22 protein-coding genes are annotated in these 22,118 nt (G+C 74.8%); 10 read left to right on the top strand and 12 right to left on the bottom strand.

The window, feature by feature from the left end; all coding sequences use genetic code 11:
• Positions 1–495 carry an ATP-binding protein gene (locus ACFWJ4_RS16885; protein ID WP_359904835.1) on the bottom strand — a complete coding sequence of 165 codons (495 nt, stop codon included), beginning with the start codon at positions 493–495 and terminating at the stop codon, positions 1–3.
• A gap of 318 nt (positions 496–813) precedes the next feature.
• Complete coding sequence (locus ACFWJ4_RS16880; RefSeq protein WP_380544526.1) at positions 814–2,499, bottom strand: CehA/McbA family metallohydrolase; 1,686 nt, start codon at positions 2,497–2,499, stop codon at positions 814–816.
• Positions 2,500–2,703: 204 nt separating this feature from the next.
• On the opposite strand from ACFWJ4_RS16880, the gene ACFWJ4_RS16875 reads away from it, so the two are divergent.
• Positions 2,704–3,609, top strand: a complete 906-nt coding sequence (locus tag ACFWJ4_RS16875) for a polysaccharide deacetylase family protein (protein WP_380544523.1) — start codon at positions 2,704–2,706, stop codon at positions 3,607–3,609.
• Between the two features lie 72 nt (positions 3,610–3,681).
• Here ACFWJ4_RS16875 and ACFWJ4_RS16870 read toward each other — a convergent pair whose 3' ends face one another.
• From ACFWJ4_RS16870 to ACFWJ4_RS16860, 3 genes are all read right to left on the bottom strand, one after another.
• Complete coding sequence (locus tag ACFWJ4_RS16870; RefSeq protein ID WP_380544520.1) at positions 3,682–4,065, bottom strand: barstar family protein; 384 nt, start codon at positions 4,063–4,065, stop codon at positions 3,682–3,684.
• Between the two features lie 117 nt (positions 4,066–4,182).
• Entirely contained in the window at positions 4,183–4,836 is a 654-nt protein-coding gene (locus ACFWJ4_RS16865) for a 4'-phosphopantetheinyl transferase superfamily protein (RefSeq protein WP_359904823.1), read from the bottom strand.
• Between the two features lie 139 nt (positions 4,837–4,975).
• Positions 4,976–5,167: a hypothetical protein gene (locus ACFWJ4_RS16860; RefSeq protein ID WP_359904821.1), complete on the bottom strand. Its 192-nt coding sequence runs from the start codon at positions 5,165–5,167 to the stop codon at positions 4,976–4,978.
• Between the two features lie 285 nt (positions 5,168–5,452).
• Between ACFWJ4_RS16860 and ACFWJ4_RS16855 the strand changes: the two genes are divergently transcribed.
• A complete protein-coding gene (locus ACFWJ4_RS16855; protein ID WP_359904819.1) occupies positions 5,453–5,938 on the top strand; it encodes a cysteine/serine endopeptidase inhibitor in 486 nt (161 codons plus the stop codon).
• A 79-nt stretch (positions 5,939–6,017) separates the two neighbouring features.
• Here the strand turns inward: ACFWJ4_RS16855 and ACFWJ4_RS16850 are convergent, their stop codons facing one another.
• Together ACFWJ4_RS16850 and ACFWJ4_RS16845 are read right to left on the bottom strand one after the other, a co-directional pair.
• On the bottom strand, positions 6,018–6,209 hold the full coding sequence (locus ACFWJ4_RS16850) for an RICIN domain-containing protein (RefSeq protein ID WP_380544517.1): 192 nt from the start codon (positions 6,207–6,209) through the stop codon (positions 6,018–6,020).
• The gene (locus tag ACFWJ4_RS16845) at positions 6,206–7,141 is read right to left on the bottom strand and encodes a LysR family transcriptional regulator (RefSeq protein WP_380544514.1); all 936 of its coding nucleotides are present in this window, start codon (positions 7,139–7,141) and stop codon (positions 6,206–6,208) included. Before ACFWJ4_RS16845 ends, ACFWJ4_RS16850 begins: the two co-directional genes overlap by 4 nt.
• 127 nt (positions 7,142–7,268) lie before the next feature.
• Between ACFWJ4_RS16845 and ACFWJ4_RS16840 the strand changes: the two genes are divergently transcribed.
• Complete coding sequence (locus ACFWJ4_RS16840) at positions 7,269–8,213, top strand: FAD-dependent oxidoreductase (protein ID WP_380544511.1); 945 nt, start codon at positions 7,269–7,271, stop codon at positions 8,211–8,213.
• 247 nt (positions 8,214–8,460) lie between these two features.
• On the opposite strand, the gene ACFWJ4_RS16835 is transcribed toward ACFWJ4_RS16840, so the two are convergent.
• Positions 8,461–9,090, bottom strand: a complete 630-nt coding sequence (locus ACFWJ4_RS16835; protein ID WP_380544508.1) for a hypothetical protein — start codon at positions 9,088–9,090, stop codon at positions 8,461–8,463.
• Between the two features lie 149 nt (positions 9,091–9,239).
• Between ACFWJ4_RS16835 and ACFWJ4_RS16830 the strand changes: the two genes are divergently transcribed.
• The gene (locus tag ACFWJ4_RS16830; RefSeq protein WP_380544505.1) at positions 9,240–10,652 is read left to right on the top strand and encodes a hypothetical protein; all 1,413 of its coding nucleotides are present in this window, start codon (positions 9,240–9,242) and stop codon (positions 10,650–10,652) included.
• A 100-nt stretch (positions 10,653–10,752) separates the two neighbouring features.
• Here the strand turns inward: ACFWJ4_RS16830 and ACFWJ4_RS16825 are convergent, their stop codons facing one another.
• Positions 10,753–11,382, bottom strand: a complete 630-nt coding sequence (locus ACFWJ4_RS16825) for an HAD family hydrolase (RefSeq protein WP_380353844.1) — start codon at positions 11,380–11,382, stop codon at positions 10,753–10,755.
• Positions 11,383–11,438: 56 nt separating this feature from the next.
• Here ACFWJ4_RS16825 and ACFWJ4_RS16820 point away from each other — a divergent pair, with 56 nt between their 5' ends.
• The 6 genes from ACFWJ4_RS16820 (at position 11,439) to ACFWJ4_RS16795 (ending at position 16,679) form a co-directional block, all read left to right on the top strand.
• Positions 11,439–11,936, top strand: coding sequence for a flavoprotein (locus tag ACFWJ4_RS16820; protein WP_380544502.1), 498 nt, complete (start codon positions 11,439–11,441; stop codon positions 11,934–11,936).
• Positions 11,937–12,043: 107 nt separating this feature from the next.
• Complete coding sequence (locus ACFWJ4_RS16815) at positions 12,044–13,432, top strand: NAD(P)/FAD-dependent oxidoreductase (protein ID WP_380544499.1); 1,389 nt, start codon at positions 12,044–12,046, stop codon at positions 13,430–13,432.
• A 299-nt stretch (positions 13,433–13,731) separates the two neighbouring features.
• Entirely contained in the window at positions 13,732–14,694 is a 963-nt protein-coding gene (locus ACFWJ4_RS16810) for a DUF6528 family protein (protein ID WP_380544496.1), read from the top strand.
• Between the two features lie 251 nt (positions 14,695–14,945).
• Complete coding sequence (locus ACFWJ4_RS16805; protein WP_380544493.1) at positions 14,946–15,263, top strand: hypothetical protein; 318 nt, start codon at positions 14,946–14,948, stop codon at positions 15,261–15,263.
• A complete protein-coding gene (locus ACFWJ4_RS16800; protein WP_380544490.1) occupies positions 15,260–15,907 on the top strand; it encodes an acyl-CoA thioesterase in 648 nt (215 codons plus the stop codon). Before ACFWJ4_RS16805 ends, ACFWJ4_RS16800 begins: the two co-directional genes overlap by 4 nt.
• 376 nt (positions 15,908–16,283) lie before the next feature.
• A complete protein-coding gene (locus ACFWJ4_RS16795; protein ID WP_380544487.1) occupies positions 16,284–16,679 on the top strand; it encodes a DUF2267 domain-containing protein in 396 nt (131 codons plus the stop codon).
• Between the two features lie 44 nt (positions 16,680–16,723).
• Here ACFWJ4_RS16795 and manA read toward each other — a convergent pair whose 3' ends face one another.
• The 3 genes from manA to ACFWJ4_RS16780 form a co-directional block, all read right to left on the bottom strand.
• Positions 16,724–18,037: a mannose-6-phosphate isomerase, class I gene (gene manA / locus ACFWJ4_RS16790; RefSeq protein ID WP_380544484.1), complete on the bottom strand. Its 1,314-nt coding sequence runs from the start codon at positions 18,035–18,037 to the stop codon at positions 16,724–16,726.
• A gap of 20 nt (positions 18,038–18,057) precedes the next feature.
• Positions 18,058–18,990 carry an ROK family protein gene (locus ACFWJ4_RS16785; RefSeq protein WP_380544481.1) on the bottom strand — a complete coding sequence of 311 codons (933 nt, stop codon included), beginning with the start codon at positions 18,988–18,990 and terminating at the stop codon, positions 18,058–18,060.
• 66 nt (positions 18,991–19,056) lie between these two features.
• Positions 19,057–22,098 (bottom strand): alpha-mannosidase, encoded by a 3,042-nt coding sequence (locus ACFWJ4_RS16780; protein ID WP_380544478.1) that lies wholly within the window; start codon positions 22,096–22,098, stop codon positions 19,057–19,059.
• Between the last annotated feature and the right edge of the window lie 20 nt (positions 22,099–22,118).

Here is a 22,118-nt window from a genome sequence, read left to right as displayed (position 1 = left end):
CTACCAGCCGAGGAGGTGGGTGCGGCGGGTGAGGGCGGTGAGGACGGAGTCGGCGGTGGCCTCGGGGGTGAGGGCGGTGGTGTCGAGGCTGTGGGCGCCGTCCTCGGGCGCCGGGCCGGGCCGGAGGACTACGTAGTGGAGGGCGGCGCCGGTGGCGCGGCTCTCGCGGCGGAAGGTGTCGAGGGTGGCCGGGACGGCGGGGGCCTCCACCACGACCTGGTAGCCGCGGGTGGCGTAGGCGAAGGCGGCCTGGGCGGCCGCGGCCAGGGCGGTGGCGTTCTGGCGCCCGGCCTCGGGCAGGTGGGGCGGGAGCTGGCCGCTGCGGATGACCCGCAGGAAGTCGTCCGTCCGCAGGTGGACGCTCGGGTTCAGCTCCCGGGCGAGCAGCTCCGCGACCGGGCTGTCTCCGGCCCCGGCCGGGTCGACGAGGACGAGGACGCCCCCGGCGCCCAGGCCGCCCCCGAGCTCCGGCCCACCTACGGTCGTACGGTTCACAGCTGCTGATCCCTTCGCGGGCCGGGGACGGGCGGGTAGCCGGGGCGGGGCGGTCGGAGTGCGAAGGAGCTGGTCGGCCCATATCCGGACAACCGACCGCCTCGTCCCTACGACTGATGCGTTTCGGGGATCAACCTAGTCCAAACGGGTGGCCCGAGTCGTCCCCCATCCGGTTCCTGGGCGGGTCGGAGGGGTGCTCGCCGACCGATCGGGGACCGGTGGGCGAGCGCTCGGGGGCCGGTGGGCGAGCGGGCGGTGGCGGGGCGGTGGTCGGTCGGTGACGGTTCGGCGGGCGGTCGGGGCGCCCGCCGCGGGCCCCTACCGGTCCCCGGTGCGCAGCACGATCGGGTTGGTGAGCGCCGCCATCGGACCCCAGGGCAGGTCCGGTCCCATCGCGTTGCCCCTGCCCGGGGTGCCGTCCGCCTTCGGGTGGCGCACCTCGGCCCGGACGTAGGCGGCGAGCGAGGCGGTGGTGCGCCACATCACGGTGCCGGCGCCGTCGGCGGGCAGCGACTCCTGGTGCATCTGCCCCTCGTCGGTGAGGAGGCGCACCGTCCCACCGGGCACGCCGGAGACGGTGAGCCGGACGTCCAGCGGGGCGTCGGCCGGGACGGTCAGCTCCTCGCCGATGCCCACCCGGCGGCCGTGCCCGGTCACGGTGAAGTCCACCTCGACGGCCGAGGATTCGGCCAGCCAGCTGCGCCCGGCGCGCAGCCCGTCGAGGATCGCGTCCCGGGTGAGGTCCTCGGCCAGCACCACGGTGTGGGGGGAGCCGATGACCTGCGGTTCGCTGTGGGCGTCGCTGTTGCCCAGGGCGGGCAGCCAGGAGCGGCCCTCGCGCAGGGCGACGGCGAGCCGGCCGTCCCAGGTGTCCACCGCCGACTCGTCGTCGTACGTCCACGGGCCGTTCCACACCTCGACGGCGTCGGCCTCCTCGTAGCCGAACTTCCACTGGCAGGCGACGTACGGGCAGTACGGGTGCGCGGGCACGACCAGGCCGCCGGCCCGGTGGACCTGGCGGACGAAGCGGGGGTACTCCTCGTCGCGCGAGCGGTAGCGCCAGTCGACGAACTGGCCGGGCTCCAGGCCGAGGGCCAGCCAGTGGCCGTTGCGGGTGGTGATCTCCTCGCCCGGCAGGATCAGCAGGTCGGGGCCGGCCAGCGGGCCCCAGACGGCGTGCGAGGCGCTGGTGTTGTGGTCGGTCGAGACGATGAAGTCCAGGCCGGCCGCGCGCGCCCCGGCCGCCACCTCCTCGGGCTTGCGCCGCCCGTCGGAGTGGACGGTGTGCAGGTGGCAGTCGCCCCGGTACCAGGCCCGGCCGCGGCCACGGGCCCGCTCCGCCGGGTAGTGCGGGGTGAACCGCGGCCCGGGCGGGCCGAACCGGAGGGTGACCTCGACGTGGTACTCCAGGCCCTGCGGGGCGACCTGGTAGGGGCCGAGGACCACGTGCCAGGTGCCGGGGTTGATCGGGCCGGGGAGGTAGCCGGGGGTGGCGGCGCCGCGGGAGAGGCTGAACGCGGTGCGGAAGCCGCCGGACCAGCCGCGGAAGCCGGGGCCGCCGAGCTCGGTGCCGCGCTCGTCGAAGAGACCGATGTCGCAGGAGTTGCCGGGGGTGCCGGCCGGGACCGGGGGCTTGTCGTAGCCGTAGGAGACGGCCAGCTCGCGGACGCCCTCGGGGACCTCGACCGGGAGGTACACGAAGTCGGGGGCGCCGGTGGGCAGGTGGCCGGTGAGGGTGAGGGTGCGGTCGGGGGGAGTGGCGCCGGGGCCGTCGGCGGGGGCGGCGTCCGCCCGGCCGGTGGCGGCGGCGAGGCCGAGGGCGGTGGCGGCGCCGGTGGCCAGTCCGGTGCGGAGCAGGTCACGGCGGGCGGGCCCGGCGGCCGGCTGCGGGGCCGGCGGGTCGGTGAACGGGGAGGTCGGCTGCGGGGTCGGTTGCGGGGCCGGCGGGTCGGTGGGCCGGGAGGTCGGCTGGTCGGGGCGCGGGGTGCTGGGGTCGGTCGGCATCGAGGCCTCCGGATCGGGGCGGGCGGGTCGCTCGCGTGCCTACCCCGGCGAGTGAACCGGGGGTGAGTCGGGGCCCACGGGGGCGGGGCGGCTCGGTGAAGAGGGGCCGGGCGGGGGCCGGGGCGAGTTGCGGGGAGTGACGATTGGTCGGTTCATAGTCATGTCATCGGTTTATATGAGAAATCGCGCGAATGGGAGACGGGCATGGCGGTGAGCCGGCGGGCGCTGCTCATGGTGGTGGCCGGAGGCGCGTTGGCGGGGTGCGGCGGCCGGACGTCGGGCACCGGCTCGCCCTCGGCGATACCGCCCGCCGGGCCCGCCGCGTCGACACCCGGGCCGGATCCGACGCCGGCGCCGACACCCGCGCCGACCTCCGCATCGGAACCCGCGAAGCAGCCCCCGCACGAGCCGACCCGGGCCGAGACGGTCGAGCGGTACGGCGCGCTGGCCCCGAGCGAGTGGGGCCTGGAGGTGTCCGGGGTGATCACGGAGCTGCCGGAGGGCGAGAGCGCCACGGCGCTCACCTTCGACGCCTGTGGCGGCCCCCGCGGCAACGGCTACGACGCCGACCTGATCGACGCCCTGCGGGCGCACGGCGTGCCGGCCACGCTCTTCCTGAACGCCCGCTGGATCGACGCCAACCCGGACGAGTTCGAGCAGCTCGCCGCCGACCCGCTGTTCGAGATCGGCAACCACGGCACCGTCCACCGCCCGCTCTCGGTCACCGGCCGCTCCGCCTACGGCATCGCCGGCACGGGCGACGTCGGCGAGGTGTACGACGAGGTGGCGGGCAACGCCCGGAAGCTCACGGAGCTGCTCGGGCACCTGCCCCGGTTCTTCCGCTCCGGCACCGCGCACTACGACGACGTCGCCACCCGGGTGGTCGCCGACCTGGGCCAGCGCGTGGCGGGCTTCACCGTGAACGGGGACGGCGGGGCGACGCTGCCGGCCGCCGAGGTGCGGCAGGAGGTCGCCTCCGCCCCGCCCGGCGCGATCGTGATCGGCCACCTGAACCACCCGGGCGGCGGCACGGCCCCCGGGGTGGCGGCGGCGCTGCCGGGACTGCTGGCGGCGGGGCGGCGCTTCGTCCGGCTCTCGGACGTGCTGTAGCCGGGCGGGCCGGGGTAAGCACCGCGGGCCGTGCGCCGCGCACCGTAGGCCGTGCGTCTCGGGGCGGGCGGCTCAGACCAGGCGCAGGCCGCCCGGGTGCTCCCCCTCGATGATCCGGACCAGCCAGTCGAAGACCGTCGGCCCCCGGCCCGCCCGGGCGGCTTCCAGCTCGGCGGTGATGCGTGCCCGGTTGGTGGGGTGGGCGTGGGCCAGCCGCAGCTCCAGCCGGCGGACCGTCTCCGGGTAGCCGAGGTTGCGGCGGGAGACCTCGTGACGGCGCCACTCGATGACCCAGTCGCCGTCCTCGGGCGTGCCGTAACCGCCGCGCAGGCAGTCGGCGAAGGCATCGAGGTTGCGGCCGAAGTAGCCGTCCTCGCCGATGGTCCGCCCGACCACGTCCCAGAAGTCGTCCAGGGTCTTGATCTCGTTGCCGTCGATCACATAGGTCACCGTCACGGGGTCGAGGATATGCCGCGCCGACGGCGGTTCAGGAGGCCGCCCGGGGCCGCCCGGGAGATGCCCGGGAGACGCCCGGGCGACCGCGGCGTCTCCTGGCGCGACCCCGGCGCGACGTCAGGGGGAGACGGCGATCGCGGTGGCGAGCAGCCCGTCCCGGACCGCCCAGCGCCCGTCGAAGCCGTCGATCCGGCGGCCGCCGACCACCGGGCCCGGGACCAGCAGCCGGGCGGTGAAGGTGCCGTCGGGGGAGAGGTCGAGCTCGGCCTCGTCGAAGTCCAGGAACAGCAGGGTCAGCGGGAACCAGGCCTTGTAGACCGACTCCTTGGCGCTGAACAGGATGCGGTCCCACGGGACGCCCGGGTGCTCGGCCGCCAGCTTGGCGAGCCGCTGCCGCTCGACCGGCAGCGCGACGGTCTCCTCGACGCCCTCCGGCAGCGGCAGCGCGGGCTCGGCGTCGATGCCGACGGAGGCGAGGGTGCCGGCCCGGGCGACGGCCGCCGCGCGGAAGCCGTCGCAGTGGGTGAGGCTGCCGACCACGCCGTCCGGCCAGCTCGGTGCGCCGCGCAGGCCCGGGACCAGCGGCCGGTACGGGACGCCGAGCCGGGCGAGGGCGGTCCGGGCGCAGTGCCGGACGGTGGTGAACTCGCGGCGCCGCTTGTCGACGGCCCGGGCGACGGCCGGCTCCTCCTCGGGCTCCAGCCGGGCCTCCGGCGGGTCGTCGTAGGCCACCTCGGTCACCACGACGTCCGGCAGCAGGTCCCCGATCATCCGTTCCCCCCTCGGTCGGCTGCGCGGCCGGGCCGCCGCGCGGGACGAGGGTAACCCGGGCGGGGGGATCTTGGTGGGGGATCGGGGACCATCGCCGGGCGGCCCGGCTACTCGAAGGCGGCGGTCGCCGCCCGGGTTGCTACTGCCCGAGCAGGCGGGCGAAGTCCAGCCCGAGGCTGCCGAGGACGGGCAGCGCGCCGAGGTCGGTCACGCCGGCGACGGGGATGCTGTAGCCCTGGTTCACCTCGCGGGGCGCCGCACCGGCGGCGACGGGTGCGGTGGTCGGGAGCAGGACGGTGCCGAGGAGCAGGGCGACGAGCGAGGTGCGCATCTGAGGGGCCTCCGAGGGACGCGGGTGACGTTCTGTCAACACCGTCCGTGGCGGGGCAGTCACGCATCTTCGCCCCTTCGGCCGTATTGGTAAAGATGCTTGCCTTGTGTTCATGCCAACATCGTGGAGGTCTGGACCACCTTGCGGACGGGCGCATACGTTTCCTCCACAAGGGCGGACATTCGGTTGGCGAACTGTCGTGCGAATGTGTCGAGTTCCGCATGTCATGCCCATGTCTGCCTGTGCCTGCCCATGCCCTGCACCGCAAACCGGAGGGAACGAACCATGCGCGCCATCGGCAAGAACCTCAGGATCCTCGCGGGCGCCCCGCTCGCCGCAGCCGCCCTGATCGCCCTCACCGCGGGCTCCGCCAGCGCCGCGATACCGATCAACAAGCCCATGACCGGCAAGGCCACCTACTACAACGACGCCGGCTACGGCGCCTGCGGCACCCAGATCAACGCCGCCACCCAGATGCTGGTCGCCGTCTCGCACACCTGGTGGACCACCGCCAACCCCAACAACGACCCGGTCTGCAAGGGCATTTCGGTCAAGGTCAGCTACCAGGGCAAGACCATCACCGTCCCGGTGAAGGACCAGTGTCCCTCCTGCGACTCCACCCACATCGACCTCAGTCAGCCCGCCTTCGCCAAGCTGGCCCCGCTGGACAAGGGCGTCATCACCGGCCTGAGCTGGCAGTTCGTCAAGACCGGCCTGAACGGCAAGACCGTCGAGCTCTCCGCCCCGATCACCGGCTCCACCATCGGCTGAACCGGCCCTCGGGCGACGGTACCCGTCCCCGCTCGGTTCGCGGGGGCGGGAACCGGGGCCGCCTGGAGGCGACGATCCGTCAGGTGTCGTGCCACCAGTACTGGTTGGCCTGGCTCCCGCAGTCCCAGAGCTGGACCACCGGGCCGCGTCCCCAGTTGTAGATGTCCATGCACTGGCCGGGGAAGGCGATGCTCTCGTAGCGGGACGCACCGGAGAGGGAGTCGATCTTCCAGGCCTGCCCCAGGCCGTCGCCGCACACGTTCTGCTTCATTCCCGGGCTCCCGGCGTCGGACGGGAGGGGGCCATCGCGAGCAGCAGTTGGACGGCCGGCGGCGCCGTCCGGGGATCGTGGGCAAGCCCCAGGGTGACCGTCGGCACCGGGGCGGTGAGTCGGCGCAGGCAGACGCCGGGAATCCGGAACACCCGGGCCCGGCCCTCCGGAATGGGTGCGATGCCGTACCCCGCCGCCACCGCCAGCAGCAACTGCTCGTCGTCCGGCTCCTCCCGCACGATCCGGGGCGAACGGCCCGGCCACAGCTGCTCGGTGATCAACGCGTGCATCCCGGGCCCGTTCTCCCTCGGCCACAGCACCACCGGCTCGTCCGCGATCCGGTGCCGGCCGATCCGGGCCCGGGTGCGGGCGAGCGGATGGCCCGCCGGCACGGCGAGCAGCAGCTCCTCCTCGGCGATGATCCGGCAGTCGAGCCCGGGGATGTCCAAGGGCGGCCGGACGAACGCCGCGTCCAGCCGCCCGGCCAGCAGCTCGGCCACGTTGTGCGAGGTCCAGCCGGTCTGCAGGGCGACGTCCAGCCGGGGGTAGCGGTTGCGGAACTCCGTCACCAGGGCGTCGCAGACCCCGCCCCGGGCGGAGCGGGTGTACGCCACCCGCAGCCGCCCCTCCCGCCCCTGGGCCACCGCCGCCAGCCGCTCCTCGGCCGCCGCCACCTCCCGCAGCACCCGCCGGGCCTCCTCCGCGACCGCCCGCCCGACCGGGGTCAGCGCGCAGCCCTTGCCGGTGCGCTCCACCAGCTCCACGCCCAGCTGCCGCTCCAGCGCCTTGACCTGCTGGCTCAGCGCCGGCTGCGCGATCCGCAGCCGGCCGGCGGCCCGGGTGAAGTTCAACTCCTCGGCCAGTACCGAGAAGTAGCGCATCCGGCGCAGATCCATCCGGAGATCCGTCCGCAGATCCGTCCGCCTGTCCATCCGGCGATGATAAGCGCGCCTTATCGCCCGGGGACAGAACTGGTCTTGGACGGGACCGGGCGCGACCGGCTTACCTGGACACGGCCGCCGACATCGGGTCGTCGGCCCTCGGACGGAGGGGTTCGCGATGGACGTCGTCGTGGTCGGAAGCGGAATCATCGGGCTCACCACAGCGATCCGCCTGCAGGAGAAGGGACTTCGGGTCGTCGTGGTGACGGCCGACGGCCTGCTGTCGACGACCTCGGCGGTGGCCGCGGCCGTCTGGTTCCCCGTCGCCACGGGCACCGACAGCCGGGTGGCGGACTGGTCCGCGACCGCCTTCGCCGAGTTCGCCCGCCAGGCCGCGGACGGCGTACCCGGCGTCTCGATGCGCAGCACCCGGATGCTGGAGCACGAGCGGCAGTCGGAAGGCCTGCCCTGGTGGGGCGACGCCGTCCCCGACCTGCGCCGGCTGACGGCCGCCGAACGCGGACCGGAGTGCGCGGACGGCTGGTCGTTCACCGCCCCCGCCGTCGAGATGCCGCTCTACCTGCCCTGGCTGTTCGGCCGGTTCACCGACAACGGCGGCGAGCTCGTCCACCGCCGCCTCGACGCCCTCGACCAGGCCCTGGACCGGGCCCCCGTGGTGGTCAACGCCACCGGACTCGGCGCCCGGAAGCTCTGCGACGACCCGGCCGTGCACCCGGTGCGCGGCCAGCTCGTCCTGGTCCACAACCCCGGACTGCCCAGCTCGACCCGCATCCAGGACGACCCGGCCGGCTACACCTACATCCACCCCCGCAGCACCGACGTCGTCCTCGGCGGCACCTTCCAGCCGGACGACTGGAACACCGCACCCGACCCGGCCACCGCCGAGGCCATCCTCGCCCGCTGCACGGCCCGTATCCCGCAACTCCGCGACGCCCGCGTCCTCGCCCACGCCGTCGGCCTGCGCCCCGCCCGCCACGGCGGCCCCCGCCTCGAAGCCGACCCCGATGGCCGGGTCGTCCACAACTACGGCCACGGTGGCGCCGGCGTCACCCTCAGCTGGGGCTGCGCCGACGCCGCGGCGGCCCTGGTGGAGCCGCACTGAGGCGAGCCGGTCCTTGGGGTCGGAGCAGGGCCCAGCGTCAGCACCAGCAGCGGCAAGAGCACCGCTCCCGCCGTCGCCGCGACCAGCAACCTCGCCCCGAACCAGGCCGCCGTGCAGAAGGCCCCGGGAACGGCGCAGGTGTCGGGCAAGGTCGGCTGCCGGATCACCAACGTCACCCGCTACGCCGCGCCCTGAGTCGAAGGCACGGCCTCCCCGCCCGCCGGGAGAAGGACGGGGACGCGCCACCTCACCTCGTGCCCGAGGGCGTGAGGTCCGGCCAGGGGCGGCCCGCCCGGTCGGAGGCGGCGGACCGCAGGAGGTCGAGGACCGTGGAGCCCGGATAGGCCCGGAAGTCGCGGTGGGTACTGCGGTGGTAGTAGCTCCAGTAGCTCACCACCCGCCGTTGCGTGCTGGCGAAGAAGGCGGGGTTGTCGACGAGGAACCGCCCGTAGGCGAGCCGTCCGGGGGAGCCCGGCACGGCGAGCGAGCGCAGCTCGTCCCGGATGTCCACCAGGATCTCCAGGACGTACTCGCCGACCAGCTGCACGACGAACGGGACGACCCACGGGTCGGTCGAGCCGACGATCTCCGCCAGGTGCCGCTGCCGGACCGTCCCGTCGTGGTGCCGCGAGTACAGGCAGTGCAGGAGCTGGCGTTGCCGGGGCGGGAGCAGCGCCACCGCCCCGGCGGGCGGCTCGTCGTGGTAGAGACGCCCGGGGACGGTCACCCGCTCGCCCTCGACGACGACCGGGAACGGGCGGGCGGGCCGGAGCCGCGAAGCGGGCATGAGGGCGAGAACCGCCTCGGCGTCGTCGGCGAGCGCGACCGGGAACGCCGCGGTCAAGGGGGCGGTACGGGTGTCGGGGGACGGCTGCACCGGGCCGAGCATACGGGCAGGTCCGGCCGGGTGTCCGGTCAATACGTGCACGTAGCGGGGGACCCCGGCGCGGTGTTTTCGCTACGGTTGCGCGCCGGGATCGCTCCGATCCCGCCTCCGCTCACCAATTCCGTTCCTCCGGAGGAACCTTGGCCTCGATCACGCTCGACGCCGAACGCCGTGTGCACGCCGACACCGGGCGCGTCCGGGTCGCCGCCGTGGACGCGCTGCGCTCGCTCGGCTTCCGGATCACCTCGGAGATGGCCACCGTGGTGGAGGCCCGGCGCGGCTCCGCCGTCCGCTCGGCGATGCTCCTGCCCGACCAGGTGCCGGTGACGGCCCGTCTCCACATGGCACCCGCCGACGGCGACCGCACCGCGGTGTCCCTGCACCTCTCGGACCGGGCGGTCTCGGTGATCGCCCTGGGTGTCCAGGACCCGTACGTGGCCGCCTTCCAGGTTGCGCTGGGCGCCCTCGACCGGGCCCTCACCGGCCTGGATCCGGCGGCCGGGGCGGGCTTCCCGCAGCCCCGGTGGTGGGCCGGCGGGCCCCGGGCCGACACGCTGGCCCGGCACCACGAGACCGGGCAGCGCCTCGTCGGCGGGGTCGCCGCCCTCGTCACCGAGCGGCTCTCCGGCGGACGCCGGTCCACCGGCCCGGCGCTGTGGGAGGGCATCGAGCGGATCGTGTTCCGCTCCCCGGCCGGCTACCTCACGATGGACATGGCCACCGCCCGAACCCTGCTGGCGATCCCGGTGATGATCGGCAGCCGGCCGGAGGGCGTTCCGGACCAGCTGGCGGCCGACGTCGCACGGTTGGCGGCCGTGGTGGAAGGCCGGCTCAGCGCGGGCGGGTTCGGCTCGGTGGAGGTGGCCGTCGCCGAGGCGGACCGCCCGGCCTTCGACTTCCTGCACCGCCAGTTCGTCATCCGCTCGCGGCTGCCGGTCCGCACGCTCTGCACCTGCCGCGCCTGCCGGCAGACCAAGGTGGTGAACCTGGACCTCAAGCGGTTGCGGCAGCGCAAGAACCGCCTCAAGCTGATCGCCTCCGTCGTGCAGACGACGTACGAGAAGGACGGCGAGCCCAATCCCTTCCTGATCTTCGGGTCGATCTTCCAACGGTCCAGGATCGACCCCGACTTCGTCTGCGTGCGCTGCGAGAGCACCGCCGCCGACGAGCAGCCGGTCACCTTCTGCCCGAGCTGCGGCGACATGCGCACCGAGTCCGTCCTCGACACCTGCTCCGAGTGCGGCCACGACTTCCAGGCCCTCGCCCCGGACCTCCCCGGGTGGGCCGGCACCCCGCCGCCCCCGCTCGTCCCGCCGACCCCACCGCCCGCCCCGCCGACGCCGCCGCCCGGCGTGCCCCCGAGGCCGCCCGGCGTGCCTCCGGTGCCGGCGGCCCCGCCCCGCCCGAACTGCGGTATCTGCGGCGGAAGTTACCCCGTGCTCTGGTCCGTCCGGATCCTCGATGGCCCCCACCCGAGACCGCTCACCGTCTGCGCCACCACGCCCCGGTGCTCCCCGCCCTCCATCGCCCCGCCCGTCCGGATCCTGGCCTGAGGCTCACGGGGACGGGCCTGCCTCCGCGATCGCGCGGGGGCGGGCCCGGTGCGGACCGGTTCTGACGTGGCGGGCGACGGCTGCGGGAGGCCCGTGGCCGCTACCGCCCCGTGAGGAGGTCGGCGAGGGCGGTCAGCGAGTCGACCGTCCAGTCCGCCTCGGGGGCCCGGGTCGTGAGGCCGATGTGGCCCCGGCGGAGGTGGGCGGTTCGCAGGCCCGCCGCCCGGGCCGGGGTGATGTCGTTGGCGGGGTGGTCGCCGACGTAGAGGATCTCGTGCGGGTCGCCGGGGGCCCAGGCGAGCACGCGGTCGAAGAACTCCGGGGAGGGCTTGGCGGTGCCCCAGTCCGCCGAGGTGGCGATGGCGTCCGCCGGGAGCGCGAGCCCGGTCAGCAGGCCGGTGACCGGCGCGTTCTGGTTGCCCGCGATGCCGACCCAGAGGCCGGCGTCGCGCAGGCGGTGGAGGGCGGGCCGCACGTCGGGGTAGAGGTCCGTCTCGTCGAGGTGCTCGCCGTGGCCGGCGGCCTCCCGGGCGCGCCACTCGGCGGCGATGTCGACACCGGGGCGCAGGACGCGGACGGCGTCGGAGTTGTCCCGGCCCCGGGCCACCACCGCGCCGACGAGGGCGGACATCGTGTGGGTCGGCACGCCGAGCCAGCGGGCCCAGCCGGCCCAGTAGCGGGTGTCGGAGACCAGGGTTTCGCCGATGTCGAACACCACGGAGCGGACCATGCGGGCAGCCTACTGTTCTGGGGTCCGCAGGTGGGTCGAGCGTGGGGATTCCGAGGGTGTCCGAGGACAGGAAGCCGGTGCTGTACGTCGTGGTGTGCGCGGCGGGGGTCGCGGGCGGGGTGGGGGAGCTGATCTCCGCCGCGCAGGAGCGGAACTGGGACGTCGGGGTGGTGGCGACCCCGAACGCCATGGCGCTCGTCGACGCCGACGCGATCGTCGCGCGGACGGGGTATCCGATCCGTTCGGCCTGGCGCAGGCCGGGGGAGCCGCGGCCGCTGCCGGACCCGGACGCGATCGTCGTCGCCCCGGCCACCTTCAACTCGATCAACAAGTGGGCCCTGGGCATCTCGGACACCCTCGCCCTCGGCATCCTCTGCGAGTCGTACGGCTGGGGCATCCCGGTCGCCGTGCAGCCCTGCCTGAGCGCGGCGCAGGCGGCGCACCCGGCCTACCGGGAGAGCCTGGCGAAGCTGCGGCGGATGGGGGTGCGGATCGCGGACTTCACGCCGGGCTCGTACAGCTGGACGCGGGCCCTGGACCTGCTGCGGGACTGACAGGGTGGCTGATCGGCGGCGGCGATCCTTGCACTGTGAGGGGTGGCCCGCGGCGGACCCGCGGAGGTAGCGTCCGGGCAGGTCGGCGAGGGTGTGGGAGGTTTCCGGTGGCGGCGGTCAACGGCGAGGTGTCGTTCTGGTACGCGGCGGACGGAGTGCCCGAGGCGGGTCCCGGGCTGCCGGGGGACCGGGACGTCGACGTGTGCGTCGTCGGCGGCGGGTACACCGGGCTGTGGACCGCCTACTACCTGAAGAAGGCCGACCCCGGCCTGCGGATCGCCGTCCTCGAACGGCGCTTCTGCGGCTACGGCGCCTCCGGGCGCAACGGCGGCTGGCTGTACAACGGCTTCGCGGGCCGCGGCGCGTTCGCCAGGAAGTACGGGCAGCAGCGTGCGGCGGCGATGCAGCGGGTGATGGACGAGGCGGTCGGGGAGGTCGTCGGCGTAGCGGAGACCGAGGGGATCGAGGCGGACATCGTCCGCGGAGGAGTCCTCGAAGTCGCCCGCAGCAAGCCGCAGTTGGAGCGCCTCCGCGCCCATGTCGAGGGCGAGCGGGCCTACGGCGAGGGACGCGTCGAGCTGCTCGGCGAGAAGGAGGCGAGGGAGCGGATCGACGTCGCCGGCACCCTCGGCGGCTGCTGGACCCGGTACGGCGCCCGCATCCAGCCCGCCCGACTCGCCCGCGGACTCGCGCGCACCGTACGGGAGTTGGGCGTCGAGGTGTACGAGGGTACGGCGGTCACCGCGATCCTGCCCGGCTCCGGCTACCGCAAGCCCCGCGCCGTCACCCCGCGCGGGACCGTCACCGCCGACCATGTGCTGCGCGCCACCGAGGGGTTCACCGCCGGGCTGCGCGGCGAGAAGCGCACCTGGCTGCCGATGAACTCCGCGATGGTCGCCACCGAGCCGCTGCCGGCCGCGTTCTGGGCGGAGGCCGGCTGGCAGGGCCGGGAGCTGCTGGGCGACTTCGCGCACGCGTACATGTACGCCCAGCGCACCGCCGACGACCGGATCGCGCTCGGCGGGCGGGGCGTGCCGTACCGGTTCGGCTCGCGGACGGATTCGGACGGCAGCACCCAGGTGGAGACGGTGCGCCAGCTCCGCCGGATCCTCGACCGGTTCTTCCCGGCCGCCGCGCAGGCCCGGATCGACCACGCCTGGGCGGGCGTGCTCGGCGTGCCCCGGGACTGGTGCGCCACCGTCGAGCTGGACCGGGTGAGCGGGCTCGGCTGGGCGGGCGGGTACGTCGGCAGCGGGGTGACCACCACCAACCTGGCCGGCCGCACCCTGCGGGACCTGGTGCTCGGCCGGGACACCGAGCTGACCCGGCTGCCGTGGGTCGGCCACACCGTACGGCGTTGGGAGCCGGAGCCGCTGCGCTGGCTGGGAGTGCACGCGATGTACGCCGCGTACCACGCCGCCGACCGGCAGGAGGCGGACGGGCGGGCCACCACCTCGCCGATCGCCCGGGTCGCGGACGTGGTCGCCGGGCGCTGAGCCGTCGGACGTCGGGACCCCGGGCGCCGAGCCGCCGAACACCGGGTCGCCGCCGCACGGGCCGCCGAACACCGGCCCGTCGACCGGGCGCTGAGGAGCGCGGTCAGCGCCCGGTTGACGGCCCGGCCTGCCGGACCGTGTGGCGGCGGCCGCCGGTGCCGTCGCCCGGCCAGGATGTGCGGATGACAGTGAACGAGCCGGATCCGCCGACGGCGTCGCCCGGTCCGCGGCCGCCGCGTCGATGGTCCGTTCGGACGTGCCGCCGAGCGGAGTCGGCCCGCAGCGCTGACGGTGAAGGCGTGCTGAGGAGAACCCTGCCGGCCCTTGCGGTCGCCCTGCTGCTCTGCGTGCCCGGGAGCGGCGCGTGGGCCAGGTCGCCGGGCCGGCAGGTGGCGGTCGTCGACCAGGCCTCGCGGAGCGTGCTGGTGCTGCAGAGCGCCGAGGAGCTGATGGCCTACCGCGGGCCGGGCCGGCTGCCGGTGGTCTGGGGCTGGAGTGCGGACCGGGCACCGGAGTTGGCGGATCTGACGCCCGCTCGCAGCTGGACGAACCCGGACGAGGCGAAGTCCCGTGTCCGGCAGGGGCGCCGCTACCTGCTGACGACGGCCTCCGGCGGGTTGGCCGCCGTCGTGGAGACCACCGTGGGCCGCGTCCGCTGGGCGGCGGACCTGGGGACGTCCGTCAACCCGCACAGCATCGAGCTGCTGCCGGACGGCAACGTGGCCGTGGCGGCGAGCACGGGCGGCTGGGTGCGGCTGTACGCGGCCTCGCAGGGTCCGCGGGCCGCCGCGTACGCGGAGTTCCCGCTGCCCGGCGCGCACGGGGTGCACTGGGACGGGCGGAGCGGCCTGCTCTGGGTGCTCGGCGACACGTCGCTGAGCGCGCTGAGGGTGGGCGGTACCCCGGCCGCGCCCACTCTCACCGTGGTGCGCAGCAGCCCGTTGCCGGGGCGCGGCGGGCACGACCTGGCGGGTGTCCTGGCGGCTCCGGGGCAGTTCTGGGTGACCACGTTGGCCGGCCTGTGGCGCTTCGACCCGGCCGCCGACCGCTTCACCGCCGTGCACCTGGCCGATCCGGCCGCCGAGCGGGACGTCAAGAGCGTCGGTGACGAGCCCGGCACCGGCCGGCTGCTCACGGTGGCGCCCGAGCACGCCGCTCCGTGCGACTGGTGCACCTCGGTGATCACCCTGCACCGGCCCGACGGGGCGCGGTCGCTGCGCGGCACGCATCTGTACAAGGCGAGGTGGTGGAGTGGCTGGTAGCAGACTTTGGACCGCGGGGCGCCGATCTCGGGGCGCGCGTCGGAGATACCACCCGAAATGCGGACGGCATTCGGCTGATGGGGCATATTGTGTACACCGACAAACTACTCCGATGGGGGTCAGTTTCCCGTCGCGGTCCGCAAACCATCCGTCGCCCCCGGTCGGCTGGGATAGCGTCTTGGGGTCGGGGGGTCGACGCCGATCCGGTGCAATCGAACGCTAGCTACTGGGCCGTAACGGCCGAATGAGTCATGGAGAAAAACATGCGGAATTTCCCTGCGGAAAACCGGCCGGACGGAGTGGACGATCTCCAGCTCGCGATGGAATCACTGGCCGCCTTCCCGTCCCGGAACGCCGGAAGCGGGGCCGATGTGACCGAGCGGCTCGCCGCCGTTCACGATCTGTGCCGCGCGGTCGACGCGGTACTGGACAGCCTCGTCGTCCAGGCCGCCGCCGAGGCCGCCGAAGAAGGGTGGACCGCGGCCCGGATGGCGGCCGAACACTCCGGCTACTACGCCAGGTTGCAGCGTGCGCTGCTCCCCGCCGGTGCCGGGCTGACCCGGCCGTGAACGCGGTGCAGCCGGGCGTGCACGTGCTGTCCTGCCCGACCCGGTGGAGCGACGTCGACGAGAACGGGCACATCAACAACGCCCGTCTGGTCGGCTACGTCCAGGAGGGGATTTACGACCTGTTCCGTCACCACGAAACCGCTGTGAGGGAATCGCTGTTCGCCTCCGGATTCATTATCGCGAGGCACGAGATCGACTACCTGGAGCAGTTGCACCACCGGCCCGAGCCGCTGTCGGTGCGACTCACCGTGGAACGGCTGGGGCGCAGTTCGGTGCAGGTCGAGGTGAATGTCTGCCGGGATCGGCTCACCTTTATGCGGGCGCGGACCGTGGTGGTCGCGCGGGACCGCGAATCCGGCCGCTCGCGGGCGCTGAGCCCGGCCGAGCGGATCTTTCTCTCGGCGTTTATGGCGGACGCGGCCCGCGCCCAGGCGGTCCTGGCGGCCACGACGGTGACCGCGGCGACCACGGTGACGGCCCCGGCGACGGTGACGGCCCCGGCGGTGGTGGGTGCCGCCACGACGGTGGCCGCAGCGGCGGTGACCGCGACGACCCCGGCGCAGCGCGTACCGGGCGGTGCGGCCGCCGGTGCGATGGCGCCCTCCCGGCGGCCGCGCAGGCGGTGCCACGCCTCGGCGGGGTGAGCCCCCGCCGCGGGCCGGCGGCGTGATCGACGACGGCGCCGATCCGCCGGGGCCGGCCATCCCCACCGCACGGCGTCCCGGCTCCTCCCCGCGTCCCAGGCCCTCCCCGCGTCCCCTGGCCCTCCCCGCGTCCTCTGGCCCTCCCCTGCGCCCCCGAGCGTTCCGGAGCCCCGGCGGCCGGGTGTCCCGGCCGTCCGCAGGCACGGTTCCGCGGGTCCACGGCGGAAGGCCGGTTCCGAAGGCGCCGGGGCGAGTTACGCTGAGCAGCACGGGCACCGGTACGTCCCACGGTGGTCACGGGCTGCGATCCCCCTCCTGGCCCGGGGTGAGCAGGCCGCCGGTCCGGCCGGAGCCCGCCGACCGGAAGGAGGACGCGATGACCATCTCCTGGGAGGACTTCCTCGCCCGCGTCGTGGAGCGCGGCGAGTACCGGGGCGAGGCCGAGGCGGATCACGCCGCCCGGGTCGTACTGGCCCTGCTCGGTGAGCACCTGGTGGGGTCCGCGCGGGTCGAACTCGCCGATGCGCTGCCCGTCGGCTACGCCTCGCTGCTGCGCGACGCCGTGCCCGCGGCCGAGCCGCTGACCGCCGACCGCTTCGTGCAGGCCGTGGTGGGGTGGATCGACGGGGCGACCCCGGCGACGGTGCAGTGGGACATCGGGGCCGTGCTCAGCACGGTCGCCGACCTGGTCCCCGGGGAGTTGCTGGACCAGGTGATCGAGCAACTCCCGGACGGCTACGACCTGCTGTTCGGCCACCCGGCACCGGCTTAGGGCGGGGTCTCTCGGGCTCCCGGCCGGGCGGCCCTCGGGTGCCGCTACCCCGTGGTGGCCCGGAACAGCTCCGCGCCCGGGCCGGTCAGTTCGACCGGCCCGGCGCCCGGGCGCAGGTAGGCCGACGCGCCCGCCGGAAGGGGGAGTTCGGCACCGCCGGGCGTTCGCAGCAGGGCCTGCCCGGAGACGCAGAGCAGGATCTGCGGGGTGGGGAGGTCGACCCGGGCGGCGGCCGGGCCGGGGTACAGGCGGGAGAGCCTGAACTCCTCGGCGGGGGAGGGGAAGACCTCCTCGACGCCGGTTCCGGTGCCTGTTCCACCACCCGCGCCGGAGCCGGAGCCCGGGTCGTCCCCGAGCCGGCGCGGCACCAGCACCTCCGGTTCCCCGGGCCGGAAGGACGTGACCGCCAGCAGACCGTCCACGTCGACGTGCTTGGGGGTGAGCCCGCAGCGCAGCACGTTGTCCGAGTTGGCCATCAACTCCACGCCCACGCCCCGCAGGTAGGCGTGCGGAACCCCGGCGTCCAGGAACAGCGCCTGCCCGGCCGCGAGCCGGACGTGGTTGAGCAGCAGCGCGGCGAGCAGTCCCCGGTCACCGGGGTACTCCTCGGCGAGGCGGGCGTACGCGGCGCAGCTCGCGCCGTACGGTCCACCGGCGGCCGCCGTGCGGCGCAGGGCCTCGGTGACGGCGGCGAGTTCGCTGCCGGAGGCGTGCGGCCCGGAGCGCAGCAGCTCGGGCAGCACGGCCTCGGCGGGCCGGGCGCGCAGGGCGGCGGCCCAGGGGGACAGCACACCGAGCGCGTCCAGCAGCCGGGCGGTGGCGGCGGTGGGCCGGAAGCCGCAGAGGGCCTCGAAGTCGCCGAGTGCGCAGATGAGTTCGGGCTTGTGCCCGCGGTCCTTGAACACCCGCTCCGGCGCGTCCGCCGGGATGCCCCGGGCCTGCTCCGCCGCGTACCCGGCCTCGGCCTGGGCGCGGGTGGGGTGGACCTGGAGGGAGAGCGCCCGGTCGGCGGCCAGCACCTTGAACAGGAACGGCAGCTCCGGGCCGAACCGCCGTACGGTGTCCGGTCCGAGCAGGCCTTCCGGGTCGGCCTCGATCAGCCGGTCCAGCGGCTGCTGTCCGACACCGACACCGACACCGGCGCTGTCGCCGCCGAGGCCGGACAGCAGGGAGGGCGCCGACGGGTGGGCGCCCAGCCAGAGTTCGGCCTGCGGGCCGCCGTCGGGCGCGAGGCCGGTGAGCGCGGGGATCGCGGTGGGCGAGCCCCAGGCGTAGCGGCGGACGGGGTTCCGCAGGAGGGCGAACGGCGGGAGAGCGGGCGGCGGCGAAGCGGGTGGCGGAAGGGCGGTCGGCGGCATGCGGGCGGCTCCGGGGAGGCTCAGCGGCAGAGTGCGGCCGCGCCGATCAGCCCGGCGTCGGTGCCGAGTTCGGCGCGGCGCACGTCCAGGCCGCGGATGTACGAGAGGGCGGCGTAGCGGTCCAGGTGGCGGGCGAGCGGGGTGAACAGCACGTCCCCGGCGCCGGCCACGCCGCCGCCGACGACGACCCGGGAGAGGTCCACCAGGGCGGCCGTGGCGGCGATCCCGGCGGCCAGCGCCTGGGCGGCGCGGTCGAAGGAGGCGATCGCGAGCGGGTCGCCCGCGGCGGCGGAGGCGGCGACGGCGCGGGCCGTCCGGTCGCCGTCCACCGGCTGCCAGCCCTGGGCGAGTGCCCGGCGGGCGATGGCGGTGCCGCTGGCGAGGCCCTCCAGACAGCCGCGCGAGCCGCACGGGCAGGGTTCGCCGTCCAGGTCGACGGTGATGTGCCCGAGGTGGCCGGCGTTGCCGCTGGGGCCGGGGCGGACCGCGCCGTCGAGGACCAGTCCGGCGCCGACCCCGGTCGACACCACCAGGCAGAGCGCGTTGCCGGCGCCCCGGGCCGCGCCCTGCCAGTGCTCGGCGGCGGCCATCGCGACGCCGTCCCCGGCGAGGCGGACGGGCAGTGTGCGGGCTGCCACCGCGGGGTGCGCGGCGACCTCGGCGACCAGCGGGAAGCCGCGCCAGCCGGGGATGTTGACCGGGCTGACGGTGCCGTCGGCGAGGTCGACCGGGCCGGCGCTGCCGATTCCGACGGCCGTCACGGCGGCCCAGTCGGCCGTGCCGGAGAGTTCGTCCAGCACCCGGTGCACCACGGCGAGCACGGCCGCGCCCGGCTCGGCGGCCGGGGTGGGCAGCTGGAGCCGGTGCCGCAGCCGTCCGTCGGCGTCGACCAGTGCCCCGGCGATCTTGGTGCCGCCGATGTCGAGGGCGGCGAACAGCGGGGTGAGCGGCACGGTGGGCTCCAGGAAGTAGGGGGCGGCGCCCCGGCCGCGGGGCCGGGGCGCCGAACAGCGTAGACGTCAGGCCGCGGCCCGCAGGCGCAGGGTGACCAGCTCGAACGGGCGCAGCGCGAGGCGCACCGCGCCGTCCTCGACGGACACCTCGCCGCGGGTGCCGTCCCAGGGCCGCTCCAGCAGGTCGCAGGGGACGGCGCCGGCCAGCGGGAAGGCGGTGGTCAGCCGGCCCCGGGCGCGGCCGCCGCCGGCCTCGTAGACCCGGACGATCAGGTCCCCGCTGCGGTCGTCGGCGAGCTTGACGGCGCTCACCACCAGGGCGTCGTTGTCCAGTTCCACCAGCGGCGCGACCTGCTCGGCGCTGCCGGTGACCCGTCGCTCGGGCAGGCCGATCCGGTAGCCCTCGCGGACGGCGTCGCCGATCGCCGCGCCGGGCACCAGGGCGTGCCGGAAGCGGTGCAGGCCCTGGTCGGTCCTCGGGTCGGGGAAGCGCGGGGCGCGCAGCAGCGAGAAGCGGACCGTGGTGGTGGTGCCGCCGTCGGTGTCGCGCACGGTGCGGGTGACGTCGTGGCCGTAGGTGGAGGCGGTGACCAGGGCGACGCCCCAGCCGGGCTCGTCGAAGTGGACGAAGCGGTGGTTGCAGGCCTCGAACTTGGCGGCGTCCCAGCTGGTGTTGGTGTGGGTGGGCCGGTAGAGGTGGCCGAACTGGGTCTCGGCGGCGTAGCGCTCGGTGTGGACGTCGAGCGGGAAGGCGGCCTTGAGGAACTTCTCGGTCTCGTGCCAGTCGACCTCGGTGTCGATGTCCACGCGCTGTTCGCCGGCCGGCAGGGTGAGGGTCTGGACGACGGTGGAGGAGCCGAAGGAGCGGGTGATCCGCGCCGAGGCCGCGGCGGGGGACGCGGTGGCGGTGAGCGAGTCCACGCCGGTCAGGTCGGTGACGGTGTTGCGGTAGAACTGGTCCACGTCCCAGGCGTCCCACATGTTGGGGAAGTCGGGGTGCAGCTGGAGCAGGTTGGCCCGGCTGCCGGGGGCGACGCTCTCCCGGCCGGTCGCGAGCTCGACCACCGAGGCGATCAGCCCGTCCGCGTCCACGACGACCTCCAGCAGGCCGTTGCGCAGCGTGAAGCCGCCCTCGGCGCGCTCGACGGCCTCGCAGGTTCCGCTCGGCAGGGCGGTGGCGCCGGCCCCGCCGCCCGGCACCGCCGAGCGGGTGTGCGGCGCCGCGTTGAACACCAGCTCGCGCCCGCCCGAGGGCGCCCCGGCCAGTGCCTGCTGGGCCGCGCCGATCAGCCCCTCCAGCTCGCCGGCCAGCGCCGCGTACGTCGCCTCGGCCTCGCGGTGCACCCAGGCGATGGACGAGCCGGGCAGGATGTCGTGGAACTGGTGCAGCAGTACGGTCTTCCAGATCCGGTCCAGCTGCTCGTACGGGTACTCCGCATCGGTGCGCAAGGTGGCGGTGGCGCACCAGAGTTCGGCCTCGCGCAGCAGGTTCTCGCTGCGCCGGTTGCCCTGCTTGGTCTTCGCCTGGCTGGTCAGGGTGGCCCGGTGCAGCTCCAGGTAGAGCTCGCCGACCCAGACCGGCGGGTTCGGGTACTCGGCCTCGGCCTTGGCGAAGAACTCGGCGGGGTTCTCCCAGCGGACGGTGGCCGAGCCCTCCAGGTCGTTCATCCGGGCCGCCTTGGCGACCATCTCGCGCGTCGTGCCGCCGCCGCCGTCGCCCCAGCCGGTCGGCGCGAGCGAGTGCCGGGCGACGCCCTTGTCCTTGAAGTTCTTCGCCGCGTGGGCGATCTCGCTGCCCTTCATCGAGCAGTTGTAGGTGTCCACCGGTGGGAAGTGGGTGAAGATCCTGGTCCCGTCGATGCCCTCCCAGAGGAAGGTGTGGTGCGGGAACTTGTTGATCTGGCTCCACGAGATCTTCTGCGTCAGCAGCCACTTGGAGCCGGCGTTGCGGATGATCTGCGGCAGGCCGCCGGTGAAGCCGAAGGTGTCCGGCAGCCAGGCCTCGTGGTTCTCCACCCCGAACTCGTCCAGGAAGAAGCGCTTGCCGTGCACGAACTGCCGGGCCATCGCCTCCGAGCTCGGCATGTTGGTGTCGGACTCCACCCACATGCCGCCCGCCGGGACGAACCGGCCCTCGGCGACGGCCTTCCGCACCCGCGCGTACACCTCGGGGCGGTGCTCCTTGATCCAGGCGAACTGCTGGGCCTGGGACATGGTGTAGCGGAATTCCGGCTCGTCCTCCAGCAGCGCCGTCATGTTGGCGGTGGTGCGGGCCACCTTGCGGACGGTCTCGCGCAGCGGCCAGAGCCAGGCCGAGTCGATGTGCGCGTGGCCGATCGCGCTGATCCGGTGCGCCGAGGGCACGGCGGGCGCGGCCAGCACCCCTTCGAGCTGCGAACGGGCGTCCGCGGCAGTGCCGTTGACGTCCTGGAGGTCGACGGCGTCGAGCGCCCGCTCGACCGCGCGCAGGATGTCCCAGCGGCGGGCGCCCTCCACCGGCAGCTCGGCCATCAGTTCGCCGAGCACCTCCAGGTCCAGCACCAGCTGCCAGACCGTCTCGTCGAAGACGGCCAGGTCCATCCGGGCCAGCTTGTACTGCGGCTGGTCGCCGGACGTCTCCTTGTCGCCCAACTCGGTGGGCAGGAACGGGTGGTAGTCCAGGATGACCGGGTTGGAGGCGGCCTCGACGTGCAGCAGCACCTGCTCGCCGCCGGCCGCCGGGGCGGCGATCCGCACCCACTGGTTCTGCGGGTTGAGGCCCTTCACCGGGGAGCCGTCCGGGCGGTAGACCAGGCCCTCGCACTGGAAGCCGGGCATGTTGGCGTCGAAGCCGAGGTCGATCAGCGCCTCGACGGTGCGCCCGGCCCAGGCCTCGGGGACGGTGCCGGTCACGGTGATCCAGCTGGTGCCCCAGGGCGCGCCCCAGGCGTCGCCCACCGCGATCGGGGTGCGCGGGGCGGCCAGGCCCTCGGCGACCGGGACGGGCTCGCCGGGGGCCGTCCAGATGCCGACCTCCAGCGGGACGGACTCGGGGTACACGGCCGGGCGAATGCGCTCGTCCAGGACGCGCTTGAGGCGGGACTCGACCAGGGTGCGGTCATCGTGCATGTCAGCGGGCTCCGTTGCGG

The sequence above is a fragment of the Kitasatospora sp. NPDC127067 genome (assembly GCF_042724755.1).
Classification (GTDB): domain Bacteria; phylum Actinomycetota; class Actinomycetes; order Streptomycetales; family Streptomycetaceae; genus Kitasatospora; species Kitasatospora lactacystinica.
This window is presented reverse-complemented; position numbering and strand designations above follow the sequence as displayed.